The sequence below is a fragment of the Gemmatimonadota bacterium genome (assembly GCA_039715185.1).
GTDB lineage: Bacteria > Gemmatimonadota > Gemmatimonadetes > Longimicrobiales > RSA9 > DATHRK01.
The window spans coordinates 1-21932 of record JBDLIA010000054.1; the positions used below are offsets into that span (position 1 = coordinate 1).

At 69.9% G+C, this 21932-nt stretch carries 14 protein-coding genes; 1 reads left to right on the forward strand and 13 read right to left on the reverse strand.

The features are described from left to right. Positions 1-221: 221 nt before the first annotated feature. A complete protein-coding gene (locus ABFS34_10755; GenBank protein MEN8375917.1) occupies positions 222-3533 on the forward strand; it encodes a TonB-dependent receptor in 3312 nt (1103 codons plus the stop codon). A gap of 70 nt (positions 3534-3603) precedes the next feature. On the opposite strand, the gene add is transcribed toward ABFS34_10755, so the two are convergent. The 13 genes from add to truA are packed head-to-tail and all read right to left on the reverse strand — an operon-like array spanning position 3604 to position 21617. Further along, a complete protein-coding gene (add, locus tag ABFS34_10760) occupies positions 3604-4698 on the reverse strand; it encodes an adenosine deaminase (protein MEN8375918.1) in 1095 nt (364 codons plus the stop codon). Next, positions 4695-7982: a 5'-nucleotidase C-terminal domain-containing protein gene (locus ABFS34_10765; protein MEN8375919.1), complete on the reverse strand. Its 3288-nt coding sequence runs from the start codon at positions 7980-7982 to the stop codon at positions 4695-4697. Before ABFS34_10765 ends, add begins: the two co-directional genes overlap by 4 nt. Before the next feature lie 43 nt (positions 7983-8025). Next, entirely contained in the window at positions 8026-10671 is a 2646-nt protein-coding gene (gene ppdK, locus ABFS34_10770) for a pyruvate, phosphate dikinase (protein MEN8375920.1), read from the reverse strand. Between the two features lie 58 nt (positions 10672-10729). Then, a complete protein-coding gene (gene purF / locus ABFS34_10775) occupies positions 10730-12136 on the reverse strand; it encodes an amidophosphoribosyltransferase (protein ID MEN8375921.1) in 1407 nt (468 codons plus the stop codon). Between the two features lie 2 nt (positions 12137-12138). Then, positions 12139-14472 (reverse strand): phosphoribosylformylglycinamidine synthase subunit PurL, encoded by a 2334-nt coding sequence (gene purL, locus ABFS34_10780; protein MEN8375922.1) that lies wholly within the window; start codon positions 14470-14472, stop codon positions 12139-12141. Beyond that, complete coding sequence (gene purQ, locus ABFS34_10785) at positions 14469-15170, reverse strand: phosphoribosylformylglycinamidine synthase subunit PurQ (protein ID MEN8375923.1); 702 nt, start codon at positions 15168-15170, stop codon at positions 14469-14471. The genes purL and purQ overlap by 4 nt, the downstream gene beginning before the upstream one ends. Beyond that, positions 15170-15418, reverse strand: a complete 249-nt coding sequence (gene purS, locus ABFS34_10790; protein MEN8375924.1) for a phosphoribosylformylglycinamidine synthase subunit PurS — start codon at positions 15416-15418, stop codon at positions 15170-15172. Before purS ends, purQ begins: the two co-directional genes overlap by 1 nt. Further along, positions 15415-16293, reverse strand: coding sequence for a CDP-diacylglycerol--serine O-phosphatidyltransferase (pssA, locus tag ABFS34_10795; protein ID MEN8375925.1), 879 nt, complete (start codon positions 16291-16293; stop codon positions 15415-15417). Before pssA ends, purS begins: the two co-directional genes overlap by 4 nt. Next, a complete protein-coding gene (locus ABFS34_10800) occupies positions 16290-17198 on the reverse strand; it encodes a phosphoribosylaminoimidazolesuccinocarboxamide synthase (protein MEN8375926.1) in 909 nt (302 codons plus the stop codon). The genes pssA and ABFS34_10800 overlap by 4 nt, the downstream gene beginning before the upstream one ends. A gap of 11 nt (positions 17199-17209) precedes the next feature. Then, entirely contained in the window at positions 17210-18640 is a 1431-nt protein-coding gene (gene purB / locus ABFS34_10805) for an adenylosuccinate lyase (GenBank protein ID MEN8375927.1), read from the reverse strand. Beyond that, the gene (locus ABFS34_10810; GenBank protein ID MEN8375928.1) at positions 18640-20133 is read right to left on the reverse strand and encodes a trypsin-like peptidase domain-containing protein; all 1494 of its coding nucleotides are present in this window, start codon (positions 20131-20133) and stop codon (positions 18640-18642) included. The genes purB and ABFS34_10810 overlap by 1 nt, the downstream gene beginning before the upstream one ends. Continuing rightward, on the reverse strand, positions 20133-20798 hold the full coding sequence (gene fsa, locus ABFS34_10815; GenBank protein MEN8375929.1) for a fructose-6-phosphate aldolase: 666 nt from the start codon (positions 20796-20798) through the stop codon (positions 20133-20135). Before fsa ends, ABFS34_10810 begins: the two co-directional genes overlap by 1 nt. Before the next feature lie 27 nt (positions 20799-20825). Beyond that, entirely contained in the window at positions 20826-21617 is a 792-nt protein-coding gene (truA, locus tag ABFS34_10820; GenBank protein ID MEN8375930.1) for a tRNA pseudouridine(38-40) synthase TruA, read from the reverse strand. Between the last annotated feature and the right edge of the window lie 315 nt (positions 21618-21932).

A 21932-nucleotide genomic window follows, 5' to 3' on the forward strand; every position in this document is an offset into this window, starting at 1 on the left:
AGCGGAGAAGTCATAATCCGAATCGACGACGGCGTCACCGACCGTAACACGCTGACTACCCAGTTCACCGTCGGGACGTGCTACGACATCAACGGCTTCGGCGCCAATTTCTTCGGCGGCGGCCAGATATTCCCGCGTTCCCTCGCGGACATCGTGGAGGTCTCGTGCAATTGATCAGCCAACCAACCAGCCGCGCGGCACGTTCCCGCCGGGCGAACGCCATGCTTCCCGGGCGCGTGACCGGACTGGTCGGCGCGCTGGCGCTGGTCCTTTCGGCCGGCTTCGCCGCCGACCTGGACGCCCAGGCCGTATCGACCACCGGGCAGATACGCGGCCGCGTAACCGGCGCGGACGGTCAGCCCGTTCCCGGCGTCGTCATGACGGCGCGCAACACCGAGACGGGGTTCCAGAGAACCGCGCTCAGCGGCTCGAATGGAACCTTCACGCTGCGCCTGCTGCCGCCGGGCATCTACGACGTGGGCACCGAGGTCATCGGCTTCAGGGGCGCCACTCTGACCGGGCTGCGGGTGATGATCGCGCAGTCGTCCGTGGCGAATTTCCAGCTCGAGGCCAGCGCCGTGGAGTTGGCCGGGATCGAGGTGAGCGCCGAACGCACGGCGATCGACGTCGCCGACGGCGGCGTGACGCAGTTCGTCAGCCAGGACGAGATCGAGGAATTGCCGTCCCTGGGGCGGGACTTCGTCGACTTCATCAACCTGTCGGGGCTGGTGGCTCCCGACCAGGGCACCACGACCGGCGGCCAGTTCGCGATCGGCGGCCAGCGCTCGTCCCAGACCAGCATCCAGATCGACGGAGTGGACGCCAACAACGCCTTCTTCGGTGAGAACCGGGGCGGCTCCCGCATCCCGTTCGTGTTCTCGCTGGAGTCCATCCGCGAATTCCAGATCATCACGAATGGCTTCGACGTGGAGTTCGGCAACTTCTCGGGCGGCATCGTCAACGTGGTGACGCGCGGAGGAACGAACGACTGGGAGGGCACGATCTTCGGCAACTTCCGCGACGACGCGCTCACAGCGAGTCCGTTCGTGGATCCGGCGAGCGATCCGGAGATTACGACCGACTTCGAGGTCCAGCAGTTCGCCGGCCGCCTGAGCGGCCCCATCGTGCGCGACAAGGTGCACTTCCTGGTGTCGGTTGACGGCCAGCGGCGGCGCGAGCCGCAGCAGCCGCTCACGCAGAGCCGGTTCGCGCCGGGAGCGGTGCGCGAGAACCCCGTGCTGTTCGAGCAGATGGGCCAGTTCTTCGACATTCTCGAGAACCAGTACGGCGTGGCGGACGCCGCGAGCGGATTCGCGCCGTTCTCCACGTCGAACGACGCCATCACGGTCTTCGGCCGCGTCGACTGGACGCTGAACCAGGACCATCGACTCTCGTTCAGGCACAACTTCTCTACGTTCTCCAACGACAACGAGTGGAACGGCGTCTTCGATTTCGATTACGGGGCCAGCCGAGCCGAAAAGTTGGAGGACGACTCGCACTCCTTCGTGGCCGAGCTCCAGAGCGTGCTGAGCGACAACACGTTCAACGTGTTCCGCTTCCAGTTCGCCGACGAAAAGAGGCCGCGCCAGGCCACGGACCTGCGGCCCGCGTTGACAGTCAATCTTCCGGGTGGCCAGAGGGCCAGGTACGGGGGCACGTTCGCGGCCTTCAACAACAACCTGGAAGAGCAGAAGTTGCAGTTCATCGACAACTTCACGCACGTGGCCGGTGACCATAACCTGAAGATCGGCGGCAACCTCCTGCTGACCAACATCTTCAACCAGTTCCAGTCGCCGGGAAGCCAGAACCAGGGCGCCGGCGAGTACATCTTCAACAGCATCGATGACTTTGCCGCGCGACAGCCGGCGAGCTACTTCCGCCCGTTCCAGCAGGGCGGCGGGATCGCCTCGGGTGAATTCGACGTGTTCGAGTGGTCCGCGTACATCCAGGACGAGTGGCAGGCGTCGCCGCGCCTGACGGCCACGCTGGGCGTGCGTTACGATCAGCAGAGCTTCCGGGACAGCCCCAAGCCCGTCGTCGACGTGGAGCGGGCCTTCGGCTTCCCCACCGGCTTCGCGCCCACGGACAACAACAACGTCTCGCCCCGGCTCGCGATCGCGTACGATCTGCGGGGCGACGGTTCGGCCGTTCTGCGGGGCGGCGCCGGCTACTTCTACGGCCGGGTGCCGTTTGTGCTGGGCGGCAACGTGCTGCAGACGGAGTTGCCCATCGTCGAGGCGATCTGCACGGGCTCGATCCTGGACGGAGACGACGACGCTCCGCCGTCGGTATCGGGCTTCTCCGGCTGGGCGATCGACGGCGCGGACAACCCGGCCGGCTGCGCGGGCGACATCGGTCCGGCAGGCATCCCCACGTTCGTGCTCTGGCAGGAGGACTTCGAGTTTCCCGAGACGTTCAAGGGCAACCTGGGCTACGAGACGCTGATCGGGGACCGCTCGCAGATCTCCCTCGACGTGCTCTATTCCAAGTCGACCAACCTGTACACGGTGCGCAACCTCAACCTGCGTCCGGTGCAGTTCACGCTGCCGGGCGAAGCCGGGCGGCAGGTCTTCACGCCGGCTTCGCAGTTCGACCCGACCAGCTCGGCGAGCGTGCCCTCGCAGGTGACCACCGACTTCGGTCAGGTGCTCGCCAACTTCAACGACGGACGCGCGGACGCGTTCACCGCCACGCTCGACGGGGCGCACAGGTTCACCGACAGCTTCCAGTTGCGCGGCTCGTACACGTACACGCTCGCGCACGACAATTCGCCCTACTCCTGCTGCACCGCGAGTGGCGGTTTCGACGATCCGCTCGTGGGCGCGTTCGGGCCCAACGACCTGGGCGGCTCGGGCGACTTCGACAAGGCCTGGGGCCGCAGCGACTTCGCGCGCGACCACACGCTGATCCTGTCCGGCGCGTCCGATCTGCCGTACGGGTTCAAGTTGTCGGGCATCTGGAGGAGCCAGAGCGGACGTCCATGGAGCCCCGCGGTTGGCGGCAACATCAACGGCGACGGGATACGCTTCAACGACCGGCCGTTCGTGTTCGCTCCCGACGACCTGCCGCTGCAGGCCACGGGCGACGAGGCGGCCGCGCAGCGGGATACCTATGCGCAGCTACTGGCGGACCACGCGTGCGTGGGAGATCACGTGGGCGAGATCCTGGAGCGCAACACCTGCAAGTACCCGTGGCAGCACCAGCTGGACATGCGGATCACCAAGGAATTCTCCACGGTTGCCGGTCAGCGGGCGGAGATCCAGGTCGACTTCTTCAACGTGCTGAACGGCTTCGGACGACTGTTCTGCGACGAGTCCGATCCGGACTCCAACCTCACCGAGGGCGTGTGCGGACTGGGCCGGGTGATGGGAGTCTTCGGCTCGGATCAGAACCTGCTCGAGGCGCGGGGCTTCGACACGGCCACCAACGAGGTTCTCTACGAGGTCGGCGACTCTTTCTTCACCGAGGACGTGCTCGGGTCGAACCTGGTGCTGCAGTTCCAGACCCAGATCGGCATCAAGTACTTCTTCTAGGCCGTTCTCGGCATACGCGGAAGGGGTCCGCCGGTTCTCCGGCGGACCCCTTCGTGCGTACACGGACCACTCAAGTCGGCGTCGCCGCCCGCTGCAGGGCCTCCGCTTCGATCTCGGCGACCTCGGCGCGCACCTCGGCGATCAGACGCCGCCGCTCCTGGTAGGGAAGAAACGCCGCGCGGAATCCCGTCTCGATCACGTCGCACAGCTCGGCCCAGGAGAACCGCGCCGCTCGCTGCGTGCGCCAGACCTCCTCGGTGACCGTGACCCCGCTCATGAGCCGGTTGTCGGTGTTGATCGTCACCATCAGGCCCAGGTCGTAGTAGTGCCTGATCGGGTGGGCTTCGAGTGAAGCTACGACTCCCGTCTGGACGTTGGAAGTAGGGCAGCACTCCAAGGTTATGCGCCGGTCATTCACGTATTGCTCGAGGTCGGGATCTTCGCGCAGGCGCGTGCCGTGGCCGATTCTGTTGGCGTGGCACAGGTGTATGGCCTGGTGTATCGATGCGGGACCGAACGCCTCGCCGGCGTGCACCGTCACCGGCATGTTGGCGCGCACCACGCGCTCGAAGGCCTCCCTGTGATCGCCCGGAGGGTGGTTGTTCTCCGGCCCCGCCAGGTCCAGCGCTACCACGCCCTTCCCCTTGTAGGCGACCGTGAGGTCGGCCAGCGCCATGGTGACCGCCGGGCTCATGTTCCGGATGCCGCAGATGATCAGCCCTATGCGGACTCCGTGTTCGCGCTCGGCGCGGCCGAAGCCGCGCAGCGTGGCGTCCACGACCTGCTCGTGGGACAGGCCGCGCTCGGTGTTCAGCGCCGGCGAGTAGCGAACCTCCATGTAGCGGACGTTTTCGGCGGCGGCGTCTTCACCCAGCTCGTACGCCGCGCGCTCGAGAGCGTCGACGTCCTGCAGGACGGCCAGCGTGATGCTGAAGCGGTCGAGGTACTCGATCAGGTCCTGCGCGTCGGTGACGTGCATGAACGCGGCGAGGCCGTCCGCATTCGCCGCGGGCAGATCCACGCCTCGCTCCCCGGCCAGCTCGAGCAGCGTACCGGGTCTAAGCGAGCCGTCCAGGTGGACGTGCAGGTCGGTCTTGGGGAGACGCGCGATCAGCTCGCGCGTGACCTCCAGGCCGGGCCGATCGGAGCTCAGCCCTCCGGTCACCGGCCGCCCGCCGCGTCCGCGCCCACGGCTACGAAACGGGCTTCGCCGGGCGCCCCGACAGGCTGCGGCTGGGTGCCCAGATAGTCGATCAGCGCGTCCAGGTCGAGCATCCCCTGGTCGTCCCGTTCCAGCGGGTTGCCCAGCGGGTCGAGGCCGTCACCGCGCTGCGCCATGAAGTCGTTGACGGCAACCCAGTAGGTGGCCTCCGGATCGAGCGCGGTGCCGTCCTCGAGTCGAACCGCGAGCACGCGAGCGCCGGCGCCGGCGGCGGGGTCGTACTCGACGCGGATCCCGCTCACGTGGAGGTCGGGCGCGCTTCCGTCCAGACCCGCTTCCAGCGTGGCGACGACCTGCGCGCCCGTCAGGCGCAGCCGCACCATGCGATTCTCGAAGGGCTGCACCCGGTACAGCATGCCCCAGGTGATCTCACCCGCCGGCAGGCCGTCGCGGATGCCGCCGTTGTTCATCATGGCGATGTCGGCGCCCGTCTGGGCGCGCTGCGCGTCGGCGATCAGGCGGCCGAGGGCGTACTCGCCGGGGGATCGGTCCAGCGGATCGGCCAGGGTCGCCACGACCTCGTTGACCTTGGGGCCGATCTCCCGCTGGTAGTCGGCGACCAGCGCGGCGACTGCGCTGTCGGGATCGACCAGGTCGGCGAATGTCGTGGGCAGGCCGCGGATCCATGCGCGGGCCCTCTCCTCGCCGGGCTCCCGCCGCAGGTCGGTCACGGAATAGCGGGTGCCGCGAGCGCCGGCCTCGACCAGGGGAATGCCGTTTTCGAACAGCGTAATGGCCCTGTGCGTGTGCCCGCCCACGATCAGATCCGGGCGGTGGGTGACCTCTCGAGCGATGTCGACCATCTCGCCGAAGCACGCGCCGGCGGAGTCGCAGACCGCGCCCACGTGCCCGATCACGACTACGAAGTCGTGCCCCTCGGCCCGGAGGCGCGGGACCCACGTGTCGATCGCCAGCGTCGGGTCGGTGAACTCCAGGTGCGCGACGTTCGAGCGGCGCGTCACGTTGGGTGTTTCCTCGGTGGCGAGGCCGATGACGCCCACGCGCACCGAGTCGGAGCCGTCGGCCGAGCGCGCCACCAGGCGCGCGACCGGCGCGGTCCACGGCGGCACGCTGTCGGTGCCCGCCACGACGACGTTGGCGGCGAGCAGCGGGAAGTCCGCTTGCTCGGCGCGGTCGGCGAGCGTGCGGACGCCCCAGTCGAACTCGTGATTGCCGACCGCGGCGGCGTCGTAGCCCGCGGCGTTGAAGAACGCCACCGTAGAGCGCCCCCCGGTCAGGTTGGAGAGCGGCGTGCCCTGGTAGATGTCGCCGCCGCTGACGCGGAGAGTCGGGCCGCCGAAGCCCTCGGCTTCGGCCCCGAAGAGCGCGGTGAGCGCGGCCGCGCCGCCCACTTCGCGGCCGTTCGCGAAGCCCGGGCGGGTGGGGAGCAGGGAGCCGTGGAAGTCGTTGGTGGAGATGACGCGCAACCTGGTCGCGCCGGCCTTCGACTCCGCTCCGGCGCCGGAATTCGGCGTACCGGCTCCGGCGGCCTCGCGCTCGAGGTGTAGGGCGGCCTCCTCGGGGACGATGCGCCAGTTCTCCCGGTGGTAATCTGCCGCCCGCAGCTCGCCCGCGCGGCCGACCTCCTCGAACAGGATCTCACGCATCTCGCGCTGACCGTCGTAGACGACCGGCGCCGAGGCCACCATGTCGAAGCCGCCGCCGCCCTGCTGGCGGTAGCTGTTGAGCGCGAGCGTGAACTCGTCGTCGTCGCGTACGGCAGCGCCGTCCCGGCGCAGGTCCCGGATGCGCTCGCCCACCGGGCGCGACAGGTCGATGGTGTAATCGACCCCGGACACCATGTCGAAGTTGTAGCCTGGGAACGCGCCGTCGATCAGCGACTCGCCCTCGTCCACGGGCCAGGACCGGAAATAGCTCGCCGAGCGCTCGAGGAAGGCGCGCAGCTCGGCGCCCGAGACGCGCACGGCCTTCAGCGTGTTGTCGTAGATGTAGAGCCCGGCGACATCCGCCACGCGCACGTCTCCCGCCGGAATTTCCGCGCCCGTGGTGAACGCCGCGGCGGCGGAGAGGTCCGCGCCGGTCACGCGCCGCTGCACCTCGTTCACGAAGTCCACGGCCGGCGTATCACGCACCCGGCCGAAGCGCGTCGACATGGCCTCGGCGGAGCGCCCGACGGTGGAGCGCACGTAGGCCAGCGTACGCTCGTGCTCCCAGCGCAGGGCGTCGAGGAAAGCGCTGTCGGGGTTGGCGGGGTCGCCGGCGTGCAGACGTCCCTCGATGGTGGCGACTCGCCAGGCGCCGTCGGCCGGCCGCTCCATGCGCACGTTTACCTCGGCCAGGCTCTCGGCCCAGTTCTTGGCCTGGACGACGTGCACGCCGGCGATCACGGTGTCGGCGATGGCGCCGTGGGAGTGCCCCATGAACACCACGTCCACGCCGGCTACCTCGTGGGCGATGCGAGCCACCTGGTTCTCGGGAGGCAGGCCGGTGGCCTCGGCGTCGTAGCTGCTTCCCTCGAGGCCGCTGTGCGCGAGCACCACGACCAGGTCCGCGCCGCGCGCCCGCAGGTCGGCGACGACAGGGCTCAAGGACGTGGTGATGTCGCGGAAATCGAGCACCCCTTCCACGGCCGGGCGGTCCCAGATCGCCACGCCGGGCGGGACGACGCCGGCGACGCCGATGCGGATCGTGTCCCCGGCGGAGACCGCGTACTCGAGGATGGTCGATGGGGCGAACGCGTGGTCCGGCGTCTGGGCCCGGAAGGCGTTCACCGACAGCACCGGGAACGTGGCCTGGTCCAGCGCCCGTCCCAGGTTCTCGAGGCCGTAGTTGAACTCGTGATTGCCGAGCGCCACGGCGTCGTAACGCAGGAGGTTCATCGCCTTCATCACGGCGTTGGCCTCGTGCGTACGCTTGCGGGAGTATACGTACGCCAGCGGGTTGCCCTGGAGCCAATCGCCCGAGTCGAACAGGAAGACGCCCTCGCCGCGCGCGGAGCGAATGCTGTCGATGATGGGCGCGAGCAGCGCCAGGCCTCGATCGGTGGGCTGGTCCAGATAGTAGTCGTATGCGTAGACGCGTCCGTGCACGTCGGTGGTGCCCAGCAACGTGAGCGTGGCGCTCGCCTCGGCCGGCGCGGTGGCGGCGCCGGGATCGGGCAGAGACGGCGCGGGCGCCGCCGCGGGCGCGCACGCGGCCGCGAGCAGGGCGGCGAGCAACGGCGCCCCGACGCGCGGGGAGGCGGCGTTTGGGAAGAGCGTTCGCACTTACGACTCCGCTGGTGTCAGGCCTGAAACCCGGATCTACCGCCTACCCTTGGGGACCGGACGGGATCCGGTCCCCGATCGCCGCGCGGGCAGCCGCCAGGCGGGCACCCGGCACTCGGTAGGGGGAGCAGGACACGTAGTCCAGCCCGATCGAGTGGAAGAACTCCACCGACCGCGCGTCGCCTCCGTGCTCGCCGCAGATCCCCACCTTGAGGTCGGCTTTGACGGCGCGGCCTCGTTCGGTGGCCAGGCGCACCAGCTCCCCCACGCCGGGCACGTCCAGGGTCCTGAAGGGGTCGTCGCTCAGCAGGCCGTGCTCTATGTAGTGGGGCAGAAACGTGCTCGCGTCGTCCCGGGACAACCCGAAGGTCGTCTGCGTCAGATCGTTGGTGCCGAACGAAAAGAAGTCCGCGTGCGCTGCGATTTCGCCCGCAGTAAGCGCCGCCCGCGGCAGCTCGATCATGGTGCCCACGAGGAAGTCGATGCTGGTTTCTCGCTCTCGCATTACCTCCGCGGCGACCTCGCGCACCAGAACCTCCTGTCCGCCGAGCTCCTCCGCCATGCTCACCAGCGGGATCATCACCTCGGGCTTCACGGACACGCCGTCCCGAGCGGCGTCGTCGGCCGCCTCGAAGATGGCCCGGGCCTGCATGCGGGAGATCTCCGGCACCGTGGTCGCGAGCCGCACGCCGCGATGACCGAGCATGGGGTTGGCTTCGCGCAGGCGGTCGACCCGGTCGTGGACGACCTCGGGGTCGGCGCCGAGACGCGCCGCCAGCGCGTCCACGTCCCCGGGCGTGCGCGGCAGGAACTCGTGCAGCGGCGGGTCCAGCAGCCGGATGGTGACGGGCAGCCCGTCCATCACCCGGAACATCCCCAGGAAGTCAGCGCGCTGCATGGGCAGCAGGCGGTCCAGCGCCGCCCGGCGCACCTCCTCATCGGGCGCGAGGATCATCTCGCGAACCGTATCGATGCGGTCGCCCTCGAAGAACATGTGCTCGGTGCGGCACAGGCCGATTCCCTCGGAACCGAACGAGAGCGCCTTCTGCGCGTCCGCCGGGGTGTCCGCGTTGGCCCGCACCTTCAGCCGGCGGTGACGATCCGCCAGCTCCATCAGGCGCCCGAAGTAGGCGGACGGCTCGGGCTCCACCGTGGGGACCCTGTCCGCGAAGACCTGGCCTCCGGTTCCGTCCAGGGTGATCCAGTCGCCCTCCTGGAAGGTTCGGCCCCCGATGATCACGCTGCCCGCCTCCACGTCGGGCTCTACGCCGGCGGCGCCGGCGACGCAGGACAGCCCCAGCCCGCGGGCGACCACCGCGGCGTGCGACGTCATGCCGCCGCGGGCGGTCAGGATCGCGCGCGACGCGACCATGCCTTCGAAGTCCTCCGGGGAGGTCTCCTCGCGCACCAGGATGACGTCCTCGGCGCGCGCCGCCCACTCGACGGCCGCGGCGGAGCTGAGGACGACGCGGCCCGACGCCGCGCCCGGGGACGCGGGTAGCCCCCGCGCCAATGGTTCGGCCTCGGCGTCCGGGTCCAGCCGCGGGTGGAGGAGCTGGTCGAGCTGCTCCGGATCCACGCGCAGCAGCGCTTCGGCTTCGTCGATGAGGCCTTCCTCGGCCATGTCCACGGCGGCACGCACTGCCGCCGCGGCGGTCCGTTTCCCGGTGCGCGTTTGCAGCAGGTAAAGGCGCCCGCGTTCCACCGTGAACTCTATGTCCTGGACGTCGCGGTAGTGTTTCTCCAGGAGGTCCGCTACGCGCGTGAGCTCCGCGTAGGCGTCGGGCAGGGCGTCGGCCATCGCCGCCAGCTCCAGCGGGTCGCGGATGCCCGCCACTACGTCTTCACCCTGGGCGTTGATGAGGAACTCGCCGAACAGGCGCGGCTCGCCGGTGGAGGGGTCCCGCGTGAAGGCGACGCCCGTGCCCGAGGTGTGGCCCTGGTTGCCGTACACCATGGCCATGACGTTGACCGCCGTGCCCAGGTGCCCGGGGATGCGCGACACGCGCCGGTAGGCGCGCGCGCGGTCGTTGTTCCAGGATCGGAAAACCGCCTCGATGGCGCCGGTGAGCTGGTCGTAGGGGTCGTGCGGAAAGCTCCGCCCGGTGGCCGACTCGGCCAGCTGGAGGAAGTCCTGCGTCACCGCCCGCAGCTCCAGCGCCGGCAGCTCCGCGTCGGTGGCCGCTCCGCACAGCCGCCGAGCCTTTGACAGGCGCGCCTCGAAGGCGCGCGATGATGCGCCCAGGACGACGCACGCGTACATCTGCACGAACCTGCGGTAGGCATCCCACGCGAAGCGTTCGTCGTCCGCCTGGAGCGCCAGGGCCGCCACGGTCGCGCCGTTCAGCCCGAGGTTCAGGATGGTGTCCATCATGCCCGGCATGGACACCGCCCCGCCGCTGCGGACGGACAACAAGAGGGGGTCGGGCCCCACCCCGAAGGTGCGCTCCGTCTGCTGTTCGAGCAGCGTCAGATGGCTTCGGACCTCCTCATCCAGGCCCTCGGGGCTCTGCTCCGAGCGCATGTATTCGCGGCAAGCCTCGGTGGTGATGGTGAAGCCGGGCGGGACGGGCACGCCGATGCCGACCATCTCCGCCAGATCGGCCCCCTTTCCGCCCAGTAGGTCGCGGTCTTCCCGTCCGCCGTCGGCGGTGCCGTCTGCAAAGTGGTAGATCCAGCGGTCTGGCATATGGCGGTTCTTCGATGTGGGTTTGGATGGCCGGCGCCTGGCGCATTCGGCTCAGCGTCTACACGACTTCGGGCTCGAGGCTACGGACTTCTTCCTTCCGCTTTTCGCCTCGCACGCCTTCCAGGTCGACCAGGGGCGCGGCGTAGTTTCCCGAGAAACAGGCGTCGCAGATGGATCCGGCGTCCTCCACCGCGTGGTGCATGCCCTCCAGGGAGAGGTAGCCGAGCGAGTCCACGTTCAAGTGCTCGGCGATCTGGTGAACGGTGTTGTGCGCGCCGATCAGCTCCGCGTGCGTGGGCATGTCGATGCCGTAGAAGCACGGGTGCCGGACCGGCGGACTGGCCACGCGGAAGTGGACCTCGCGCGCTCCGACTCCGCGAATCATGGAAATGAGGCCCCTGCTCGTGGTGCCGCGCACGAGCGAATCGTCGATGACGACGACCCTGCGTCCCTCGATGACCTCGCGCACCGCGTTGTACTTGATGCGGACGCGGAAATCGCGCCCCGCCTGGGACGGGTGGATGAACGTGCGGCCCACGTAGTGATTGCGAATGAGGCCCAGCTCGTACGGGATACCGCTCTCTTCGGCGTAGCCCAGGGCCGCCGAATTGGAAGAGTCGGGGACGCTGAAGACGCAGTCGGCCTCGACCGGATGCTCGCGGGCGAGTTGTCGCCCGAAGGCCCGTCGCGCGCGGTCCACGCTCTGGCCGAACACGCGCGAGTCGGGCCGCGCGAAGTACACCAACTCGAACACGCAGGGCTGCGCCTTGGCCGCCGGCTCGAGCTCCGCGAGCGCGGTCACCTCGCCGCCCCGGATGCGCAGGATCTCCCCGGGCAGGATATCGCGCACGTTCTCGGCGCCCATCAGCTCCAGCGCGCAGGTCTCGCTCGCGAGCACCCAGCCCTCGCCCCGGCGGCCCATGGCCAGCGGCCGGTAACCCCACGGGTCGCGCGCCGCGTACAGCGTGTCGCCAATGTTGATCAGAAACGAGAACGCCCCGGTGAGCTGGCGCAGCGCCTCGCGGACCTGATCGTCCACGGTGCGCTGTCGCGAACGCGCGATGAGGTGGACGAGCACCTCGGAATCGATCGTGCCCCTGAACAGCGCGCCCTCACGCACGAGCCGCTGCCGGATGCGACGTCCATTGGTGAGGTTGCCGTTGTGCACCAGACCCAGGTCCCCTTCGTGGTAGTTCACCAGCAGGGGCTGGGCGTTGGCGAGCCCGGGGCCGCCGGCAGTCGAGTACCGCGTGTGGCCCAGCGCGGTGTCACCCGGGAGGCTCGCGAGCACCCGATCGTCGAACCCCTCGGTGATCAGCCCTTCCGCTTTGCGGACCGTGCCGCTGCCGTTCCGGAATGCCGCGATGCCGCCGGCTTCCTGGCCCCTGTGCTGCAGCGCGTATAGGCCCAGGAAGGCGACCTCGGCCGCGTTCTCCACGCCCGCCACGCCCACGATTCCGCACACGTTCAGCCTCCGCCCATGATCGAAGGAATGGCGTCGTGCCAAGCTGCGGCCACGTCGCTCGTCGCCAGGTCCACGATCGCTCCGCCAGGCTCACCCGCGATACGCACCACGAAGCGCCCGTGCGCCGTCCCCACCAAGCCGATCGCGGTGGCCGGCAGGTCGCGCGCGGCCGCCAGCGCCAGCACTTCGTCCGCGGCCCCCGGAGCACAGCTCACGACGGCCCGGCCCTGGGATTCGCCGAACAGGAGCGCGTCCAGGGGGGCGGTGCGGGGGAGAGTAACGTCGATGCCGAGCGGGGCCTCGCGGTCCGCGACCGCGCTCTCCGCGAGGCACACCGCGAGCCCGCCGTCGGAGCAGTCGTGCGCGCTGCGCAGGAGCCCGCGCGCCGCCGCCGCGAGAAGCGTCTCCTGCAGCGCCTTTTCGCGATCCAGGTGCACCGCCGGAGGCTCGCCGGCGAGCAGGCCGTGCGCGAGCCGGAGGTAGGCGGATCCGCCTATTTCGTCCAGTGTGGCGCCGAGCAGGAGTATGTGGTCGCCCTCCCGGCGCAAGCCGGAGCGGACGAGGTGATCCGTGTCCTCGATCACGCCCACCATGCCGATGACGGGTGTGGGATGGATCGCGCCGTCGGGATTCTCGTTGTAGAGCGACACGTTGCCGCTCACGACCGGCGTGTCCAGCGCCCGACACGCCTCCCCCATTCCGGCGACCGCCTCGGCCATCTGGAAGTAGACCTCCGGGCGGGTGGGGTTGCCGAAGTTCAGGTTGTTGGTGACCGCGCGCGGCCGCGCTCCCACGCACGCAAGGTTGCGCGCCGCCTCCGCCACCGCGGCCATGGCGCCCACGCGCGGGTTGAGCCAGCAGTAGCCGCCGTTGCAGTCCGTGGTGGCGGCCAGCGCCCGCCGCGTGCCGCGCACCCGTATCACCCCGGCGTCGCCGCCCGGCTCCACCAGCGTGTTGGTGCGGACGGTAGAGTCGTACTGCCGGTAGACCCACGCCTTCGAGGCGATGGAGGGGTCGGCCAGGAGCCGGAGCAGGGTAGCCTCGGCCTCCGCCGCGCTCAGGTCGCGGGAGGGAAGGGACGCGGGCGTCCAGGCGCGGGCGCCGCGGGCCTCCTCCGCCTCCACGCCCTCGCGGGTGTAGGTGGGGCAGCCGTGCACGAGCGCGTGCCCCGGCAGCTCGGCGACGATCCGGCCGTCCTCGCGCACGCGGTACACGCCGTCATCGGTGACCGTACCGATGACCTTGGCCTCCAGCTCCCAGCGCTCCAGGATCTCCCGCACGTGATCCTCGTGGCCGGCCGTGGCGACCACGAGCATGCGTTCCTGAGACTCGGACAGCAGGATCTCGTACGGGGACATACCCTCTTCGCGCACGGGGACCAGCGCCACGTCGATGTCCACGCCGGTGCCCGAGCGCGCCGCCATTTCGGTCGACGACGACGCGAGCCCGGCAGCCCCCATGTCCTGGATGCCGACGATGTGGCCGCTCCGGATCAGCTCCAGGGACGCCTCCAGCAGCAGCTTCTCCGTGAACGGGTCGCCGACCTGAACCTGCGGGCGGCGCTGATCGGCCTCGTGGGCGAGCTCCTCGCTCGCGAAGGTGGCGCCGTGGATGCCGTCACGGCCGGTGCGCGCGCCGACGGCGATGATCGGGTTGCCCGGTCCCGCCGCCTCGCCGCGGATGAGGTGCTCGGCCTTCATGAGCCCGATGGCCATGGCGTTGACGAGCGGGTTGCCCTCGTAGGCGGGGTCGAAGTGGACCTCGCCGCCGATGTTCGGAATCCCCACGCAGTTGGCGTAGTCGCCTATGCCGCGCACCACTCCGTCGAACAGGTAGCGTACCCGGGCGCTGTCGAGCGATCCGAATCGCAGCGCGTCGAGAACCGCCACGGGGCGCGCACCCATGGTGAAAACGTCTCGCAGGATGCCGCCGACGCCGGTGGCCGCGCCCTCGTACGGCTCCACCGCGGAGGGGTGGTTGTGGGACTCGATCTTGAAAGCCGCGGCCATGCCGTCGCCTATGTCGATCACTCCCGCGTTCTCCCCGGGGCCCTGCAATACCCAAGGGGCCTCCGTGGGAAGCGTGCGCAGCAGCGGCCGCGAATTCTTGTAGCCGCAGTGCTCGGACCATAGCGCGCTGAAGAGCCCCAGCTCGGTGTACGTGGGTTCGCGGCCCACGTAATCGAGGATGAGCGCATACTCCTCGCGACTGAGGCCGTGGGATTCGATCAGCTCCGGGGTGATGGGCGGGTCTCCCGGGCGCGCGTCCGGCGCGCCGTCGACGACGCGCTCGGCGGTGGCCGTCACCACGACGGGTACGGGCGACCGCCGGCTCATGGCGCCGCCTCCGCCAGCGACCCCACGAGCGAGCGGAGCAGCCCCAATCCGTCCGTTGAGCCCAGCAGCTCCTCCACCGCGCGCTCGGGGTGCGGCATCAGCCCCAGGACGTTGCCGCGCTCGTTGAGGATGCCGGCGATGTTGCGCGCCGAACCGTTGGGGTTCGCCTCGGCCGTCGCGCGGCCGTCCGCGTCGACGTAGCGAAAGGCTACCCGGTCGCTCGCTTCGAGCCCATCCAGGGTCGGGTCATCGGCGACGTAGCTGCCCTCTCCGTGCGCTATGGGGAAGCGCAGGATCTGGCCCCGCCGATACTCGCTGGTGAAGGGGCTGGCGTCGTTCTCCACGCGCACGCGCACGGTCTCGCCTCGGAACTGACGGGAGTCGTTGCGCACGAGCGCGCCCGGCAGGAGCCCGGCTTCGCACAGGATCTGGAAACCGTTGCACACCCCCAGCACGAGCCCGCCCTTTTCCGCGAACTCCGCCACCGAGTCCATGACCGGGCTGAAGCGCGCTATGGCGCCGGCGCGCAGGTGATCGCCGTAGCTGAAGCCGCCCGGCAGGATCACCGCGTCGGGGTCGTCGAGGGAACGCTCCTCGTGCCACACGAAGCCCGCGTCCACGCCCATCACGTCGCGGAACGCCTTGTAGCAATCGTAGTCGCAATTGGACCCGGGGAAGGTCACGATCGCCACTCGCATCAAGCGACCTCCACGCGGAAGTCCTCGGTGACCGGATTGGCCAGGAGCTTCCGGCACATCTCCTCGGCCCGCTCACGCGCCGCCTCGGCGCTGGCCGCCTCGACGTTGAGCCGGATCAGGCGCCCGACCCGGACATCGGCGACCTCCTTGAAGTCCAGAGACCGGAGCGCGTGCTCCACCGCGTTCCCCTGTGGGTCCAGCAGCCCAGCGCGGGGCACGACCCTCACCTCCACCGCGAATTCGCTCATTCGCCCTCGCTGTCCTCCGATCCGTGTGAACGTCGCCTGCGCAGCAGCTTGGGTCCCCAGCGCCCGCCGCCTTCGTACGTCAGCTCGCGCCGCTCGGCTCCCGCTTCATCGATGTCCTCTTCGTCCTCGTCGAACAGCGGGTCGCGCTCCGGCAGTCGCTCGAAGAGCCCCCAGAGGAGCGATTTGGCCAGCCCGTACGTCGTGTAGAGCGCGGCCATGCCGAAGAAGTAGAGGCGCGGCACGGTGAACGTCGCCACGAGCGTCAGCACGATGAGGCCCAGCGTGGCTATGCCCTTGGCGGTCCGGAAGCCGAACTTCGGCACCACCGCGTAGGGGATGTGGCTCATCATCAGGCCGCCGAGCACGACCATCGCCCCCGTCATGATCTCGGGCCACGGCAGGCCGACGAGGTTGTCCGCGAAGAAGGTGGTCTGGCTGAAGGGGTAGAACGTGGCCAGCAGCGACCCCGCGGTGGGCGACGGCAACCCGTAGAACACGGACTTCGCCGACCCCGCCTGCTCCACGTTGAAGCGGGCCAGCCGCAGCACCACCGCGGTGATGTAGATGAACGAGGCGATCCAGCCCCAGGGGCCTTCCTGCAGGAACTGGAAGTAGATGACCAGCGCCGGGGCCACGCCGAAGCTGATCACGTCCACGAGCGAGTCCAGTTGCTCCCCGAACTTGCTGCCCGTGGCCGTGTAGCGCGCGACCCTGCCGTCCAGCATGTCCAGGAAGGCGGCGCCGACGATCAGCCAGGCGGCGGTCTCGAATCGGCCCTGCGCGGCCGACACGATCGCCCAGACCCCGAAGAACAGGTTGGTCAGGGTCAGCGCGCTGGGGAGCACCACGATGCCGCGCTTCAGGTTGGGTCTCACGGCGACCTCCCGGTCAGGCGACGGTGAATGTCCGCGTAACGCTCCGACGTCTCGCGTACGACGTGCTCGGGCAGCGGCGGGGGAGGCGGTCGCTTGTCCCACGCGCCGCGGTCGGCGAGCGCCTCCAGGTAGTCCCGCACCGGCTGCTTGTCCAGGGAAGGCGGAGACGATCCGGGCTGGTAGCCTTCCAGGGGCCAGAAGCGCGAAGAGTCGGGCGTCAGCACCTCGTCGATCAGGAGCGGCTCGCCGTGGACGTCCAGGCCGAACTCGAACTTGGTATCCGCGAGGATCAGACCCGCCGCTTCGGCGATGTGAGTGGCCCGCGCGAACAGCGCCAGGCTGCGCGATCGCAGGGTTTCGGCCAGGTCCGTCCCCAGCGCGTCCCGCACGACCTCGAACGTCACGTTCTCGTCGTGCCCGGACGCGGCCTTGGTGGCCGGCGAGAAAATGGCTTCGCGCAGTCGCTCCGCCTGGCGCAGCCCCGTGGGCAACGGCTCGCCGGCGAGGGTGCCCGTCGCCTCGTACTCGCGCCACGCCGAGCCGGCCAGGTACCCGCGCACGACGCACTCGAAGGGCACCGTGTCCGCCCGCTCGCACAGCAACGCTCGACCCGCCCACCGGTCCCGGTCGGCCTCGATGGCCGGAACCTCCGACGCTATGCGGTCGGGGTCGTAGGCCAGGACGTGGTGCGGACCGAGCTCCGCGAGACGCTCCACCCACCACGCGGTCAGAGAGCTCAGGACCCGCCCCTTGCCGGGTACGGGCTCTCCCATCACCACGTCGAACGCGCTCAGGCGGTCGGACGCGACCATCAGCACGCGGTCCGCGCCGACCTCGTACATCTCGCGTACCTTGCCGCGGCGCAGAAGCGGCAGCGGCAGGTCCGTCTCGAGCACGGCGTCCAGGGCGGATGGGGTCACACCGTCGGCTCCGGCATGGGCGCCAGCTCCGCGGCCGCCAGCACGGGGTCGGCCTCCGCGGCCAGGAAGGCGTCGACCTGTTCGGGCGCGCGCCCCACGTGCAACTCGGGGCGCAGCGTTTGGCGAATCTCTTCGGCCGTGAGCGCGAGCGCCGGATCGGCGGCCAGCCGGTCCGGCAGGTCCGGCGGCTCTCCGGTCGCGGCGGCGTGCTCGGCCGACGCCACGGCGTGCCGCTGGATGGTCTCGTGGAGCTGCTGGCGGTCGCCGCCGGCGCGCACCGCACGCATCAGGATGGCCTCGGTCGCGACGAACGGCAGCTCTCGCCTCAGGCGCGCCTCGATGACCGCTTCGTTGACCCGCAACCCGGCGGCCACCTCGTGGACCAGCAGCAGGATGGCGTCCACCGAGAGGAAGGCCTCCGGGATCGCTATGCGGCGGTTGGCCGAGTCGTCCAGCGTGCGCTCGAGCCACTGCGTCGCGGCGGTCATGGCCGGGTCCAGGCTCAGCGCGATGGCGTGGCGCGCCAGCGCGCCGATGCGCTCCGAACGCATGGGGTTGCGCTTGTAGGGCATGGCCGACGAGCCCACCTGCGCCGCGCCGAAGGGCTCCTCCACTTCGCGCAGGTGCTGTAGCAGTCGCACGTCGTGCGAGAACTTGCTGGCGGACGCGGCTACGCCGGCCAGCGTGGCGACCAACGCGTAGTCGACCTTGCGCGGGTAGGTCTGCCCGGTGACGCCGAAGCCCCGCTCGAAGTCGAACGCGGCCGCCACCGCGTCGTCCAGCCGGTCCACCTTGCTGGCGTCCCGGTCGAACAACTCCAAGAACGACGCTTGAGTGCCGGTGGCCCCCCGGATGCCCCTGAAGCGGAGCGCGCCCAGCCGGAAGTCGATCTCCTCGAGGTCCAGCAGCAGGTCCTGCAGCCAGAGCGTCGCGCGCTTACCCACGGTGGTCGCCTGCGCCGGCTGGAAGTGGGTGAAGCCGAGCGTAGGTGTGGCGCGGTGGGCGCGCGCGAAGCGGGCCAGCGCGTCCACGCAGGCGAGCACGCGCGCGCGCACCAGGCGCAGAGCGTCGCGGTAGAGAATCAGGTCCGCGTTGTCCGTCACGAAGCAGCTCGTGGCGCCGGCGTGGATCCAGCCGGCGGCGGCCGGCGCGGCCTCGCCGTACAGGCGGACGTGGGCCATCACGTCGTGGCGCGTCTCGCGCTCCAGCTCCGCCGCGCGCGCCAGGTCGATGTCGTCCTGCGTGGCGCGCATCTGGGAAAGCGCCTCGGCTGGGATGTCGAGTCCCAGGTCGCTCTGCGCCTGTGCCAGAGCGGTCCACAGCCGACGCCACGTCCGAAAGCGGGCGTGGGGCGAGAAGATGCCGCTCATCTCACGCGACGCGTAGCGCCCCGTCAACGGATGCTGGAAGGTATCGGCGGTCTCCATCACCGCTCGTCCGTGACGTAGAACCAGGTGTAGGCGAGGCGCCCGTCGCGCTCGTACGCGAGCCGGGTCGAACCGCGCCCGGCGGCCGCCGCGAGCAGATCGGCCGCCTGCTCGGCGCCGCGCACGCGGGTCTGGTTGACCTGCAGGATCAGGTCTCCCCTGCGCAGCCCCAGTTGGGTCCGGGCCGCCTCGGAGAGGTCCACGATGAGCGCGCCCTGCTCGCTGACGAGGCCGCGCTCGGCCCGAATGGCGGGATTGAGGCTGACCAGCTCGAAGTCGGCCAGGGCCTGGATGCGCTGCGCGGTAACGGACGGGAGGTCCACCGGCGTCAGCGAGAGCGTGCGCGAGCCGTCTCCCCTGGCCACCTCCAGCGCGAGTTCACCCCCGACAGACGCGTCCAGCAGCGCGGCCTGCCAGTCCAGCGGCGTGCGCAGCGCTCGCCCTCCCGCGGACAGAATGACGGCGCCCGGCTCCAGGCCGGCGTCCTCGGCGGGCGACCCCGGCGTGACGGCGCTGACGCGCACCCTGCGGCTGCGCGCGAACGAGCCGTCCGAGACGGGCTCCACGTCCAGCCCGACCCAGGGGCGGCGCACCACTCCGTCGTCCAGCAGATCCAGTGCTATGCGGCGCGCGCGATTGATTGGTATCGCGAAGCCAAGGCCTTCGCTGCCGCCCGAAGACGATAGAATCGAGGAATTTACGCCGATCACCTCGCCCAACGCATTAACGAGCGGCCCGCCGGAGTTGCCGGGGTTGATGGAGGCATCGGTCTGGATCATGTCGAGGTAGAAGCCCGCGTCATCCTGCTGCGACGCGATGTTTCGCCCCACCCCGCTCACCACCCCGGCGGTCACGGTCGGCTCGGTGTTGGCGAGCTGGAAGCCGAACGGGTTGCCGATGGCGACCACCCATTCGCCGATCAGGAGGTCGTCGGAGTCTCCCAGCGGCGCGACAGCGAACGGCTCCGACGCGTCCGCGTCGGGGTTCAGCGGAGCCGCCTCGTCGATCCGTAGCAGCGCCAGGTCGTTGACCACGTCTACTCCAACGACCTCCGCGCCGAAGTTACGGCCGTCGCCCAGCGTCACGACGATGCTCTCCGCCGCTCGGACCACGTGCTCGTTGGTCAGGATCAGTCCATCGGCGTGGATGATGAACCCGGAGCCCAGCCCGGGCACGCGCTGCTGCCCTCCGTCCGAGAATAGCCGGTCCCACAGGGAACTCGACCGGGGCTGTCTCGACCGGATCGTGTTCACGCTGACCACCGCCGGCGCGGTACGGCGCGCGGCGCGCACGATCGCCGTGGTGCGCGACTGGTCCAGGTCCTGACCCACAGCCTGGCGTCGGGGGAGGACCGGCGGCCGGTCGGCTTCGGCGACGGTGGCCACCTCGGCGCGCTCGGTCGAGTCGCGTGCCTCCTGGCCGCTGCACGCCGCCGGCGCGAGGCACGCGAGGACCGCGGCGAGAGCGAAAGAGGGGACGGAGCGCGGTCGCATCAGAGCGCCTGCTGCGCTTGATCCAGCTTGGCCCAGTCCGCCAGGAAGGCGTCGAGGCCCCTGTCGGTCAACGGATGCTTCATGAGCTGCCGGAGCACCTTGGGCGGGATGGTCGCGACGTCGGCTCCGAACTCCGCGGCCTGAACGAAGTGCAGGGGGTGCCGGATCGAGGCGGCCAGGAGCTCGGTTTCGAACCCGTAGTTGTCGTAGATGATCCTGATCTGTCGGATCAGGTCCATGCCGTCTCCCGAAACGTCGTCGATGCGGCCGATGAAGGGAGAGATGAACGACGCGCCGGCCTTGGCGGCGAGGAGCGCCTGCGACGCCGAGAAGCACAGCGTGACGTTGACCCCTATGCCCTCGGCCCGTAGCGCCCGACACGCCCGCAGACCGTCGTCGGTCAGAGGCACCTTGACCACGATGTTGTCGGCCAGCGCCGCAAGCTTGCGGCCCTGCTCCAGCATGCCGTCCCTGTCGAGCGCGACGACCTCGGCGCTGACCGGTCCGTCGACCGTGCGGCAGATCTCGAGCAGTATCTCGGTCGGGGATCCTTCCCCCGCGACCTTGGCGAGCAGCGTGGGGTTGGTGGTGATGCCGTCGATCAGCCCGGCGTCCGCGGCCCAGGCAATGTCGTTCAGGTCCGCGGTGTCCAGGAAAATCTTCATGTCTTCTCCGGCGCCGTGCGCGCCACCTCAGGGAATCGGCAGGCCGACCTCGGCGCCTGCCGCCGCGTGCCGCTCGAGCTCGTCGGGATCGTAGTATACCCGCGCCAGGAACAGCCCGCCCGCGGGCGCCGGCGCCGACGTGACCAGACCCGCGTGCGCGTCCAGCAGCCCGGGGATGTCCGCGCCCGGGCGCTTGCCAAGAGCGACCTCGATCATGGTACCCACGAGATACCTGACCATGTGGTGGAGAAACCGATCGGCGCGGACGTGGTAGGCAACGCCCAACTCCCCCCAGTCGCGCCATCCCGAGGAGAATACCCGGCAGCGGACGCCCCGTTCTTCCTGTCCGGCCTTGGCAAACGCGGCGAACGAGTGCTCCCCGGCGACGGTAGCCGCAGCGCCATCCAGCGCGGCGCGATCCAGGGGCGCGCACACCGGCCAGCAGTACGGCCCGATGAACGGCGAGCGGGTTCTCTCAGCGACGCCCACGCGGTACACGTACGCCCGCGCGAGCGCGCTGAAACGGGCGTGAACGTCGGGCGCCACTTCGTGCGCGCTGGATACCAGGATCTCGTCGGGAAGGAGCGCGTTGAGTGCTCGGAGCAGTTGCTCCGGGCTCCAACCGGTGGGTGCGTCGACGGTAGCCACCTGGCCGGTGGCGTGGACCCCGCGGTCTGTGCGCCCAGCCGCGGCGCACCTGGTGGGTCGATCGAACAGCCGCGAAAGGATGCGGTCCAGGGTCGCCTGTACGGTTGGCACATCCGGCTGTGCCTGCCACCCGTGAAACGCGCTCCCATCGTACTGGAGCGTCAGCATCATGCGGCGCTCCGCCCGGTCGGTCACGGCGGCCAAGGTAGGGTTGCGCTCCCGGGTGTCAAGCGTGCGCTTGTAGCGCCCGCGTGCGCGCCCGGGTAGGATAGCCCCCGACTCGCACGGGCTCGGCGCGAAAGAGCAGCCAGCGGATGCCGCCGGACCCGACCTAGTGTACCGTTGCAGAAGTCCCGTAGGCATTCGGCTCGCGCTGCATCCCGCGGAGGCGGCGTTGGAACTCCTTGCCGTAGCGACGGCTACGGCGCGTCGTTCCGCCTTGCCCCGCGGGCGCATCACGCGCCTCGGTGCACACGGGACTTCCGC

Bases quoted from the DNA above. Each gene is read 5' to 3' on its own strand.
- fsa (MEN8375929.1), bottom strand. From the start codon at position 20,798: ATGAAGATTTTCCTGGACACCGCGGACCTGAACGACATTGCCTGGGCC.
- ppdK (MEN8375920.1), bottom strand. From the start codon at position 10,671: ATGCCAGACCGCTGGATCTACCACTTTGCAGACGGCACCGCCGACGGC.
- purL (MEN8375922.1), bottom strand. From the start codon at position 14,472: ATGAGCCGGCGGTCGCCCGTACCCGTCGTGGTGACGGCCACCGCCGAG.
- purQ (MEN8375923.1), bottom strand. From the start codon at position 15,170: ATGCGAGTGGCGATCGTGACCTTCCCCGGGTCCAATTGCGACTACGAT.
- ABFS34_10755 (MEN8375917.1), top strand. From the start codon at position 222: ATGCTTCCCGGGCGCGTGACCGGACTGGTCGGCGCGCTGGCGCTGGTC.
- purS (MEN8375924.1), bottom strand. From the start codon at position 15,418: ATGAGCGAATTCGCGGTGGAGGTGAGGGTCGTGCCCCGCGCTGGGCTG.
- ABFS34_10810 (MEN8375928.1), bottom strand. From the start codon at position 20,133: ATGCGACCGCGCTCCGTCCCCTCTTTCGCTCTCGCCGCGGTCCTCGCG.
- truA (MEN8375930.1), bottom strand. From the start codon at position 21,617: ATGATGCTGACGCTCCAGTACGATGGGAGCGCGTTTCACGGGTGGCAG.
- purB (MEN8375927.1), bottom strand. From the start codon at position 18,640: ATGGAGACCGCCGATACCTTCCAGCATCCGTTGACGGGGCGCTACGCG.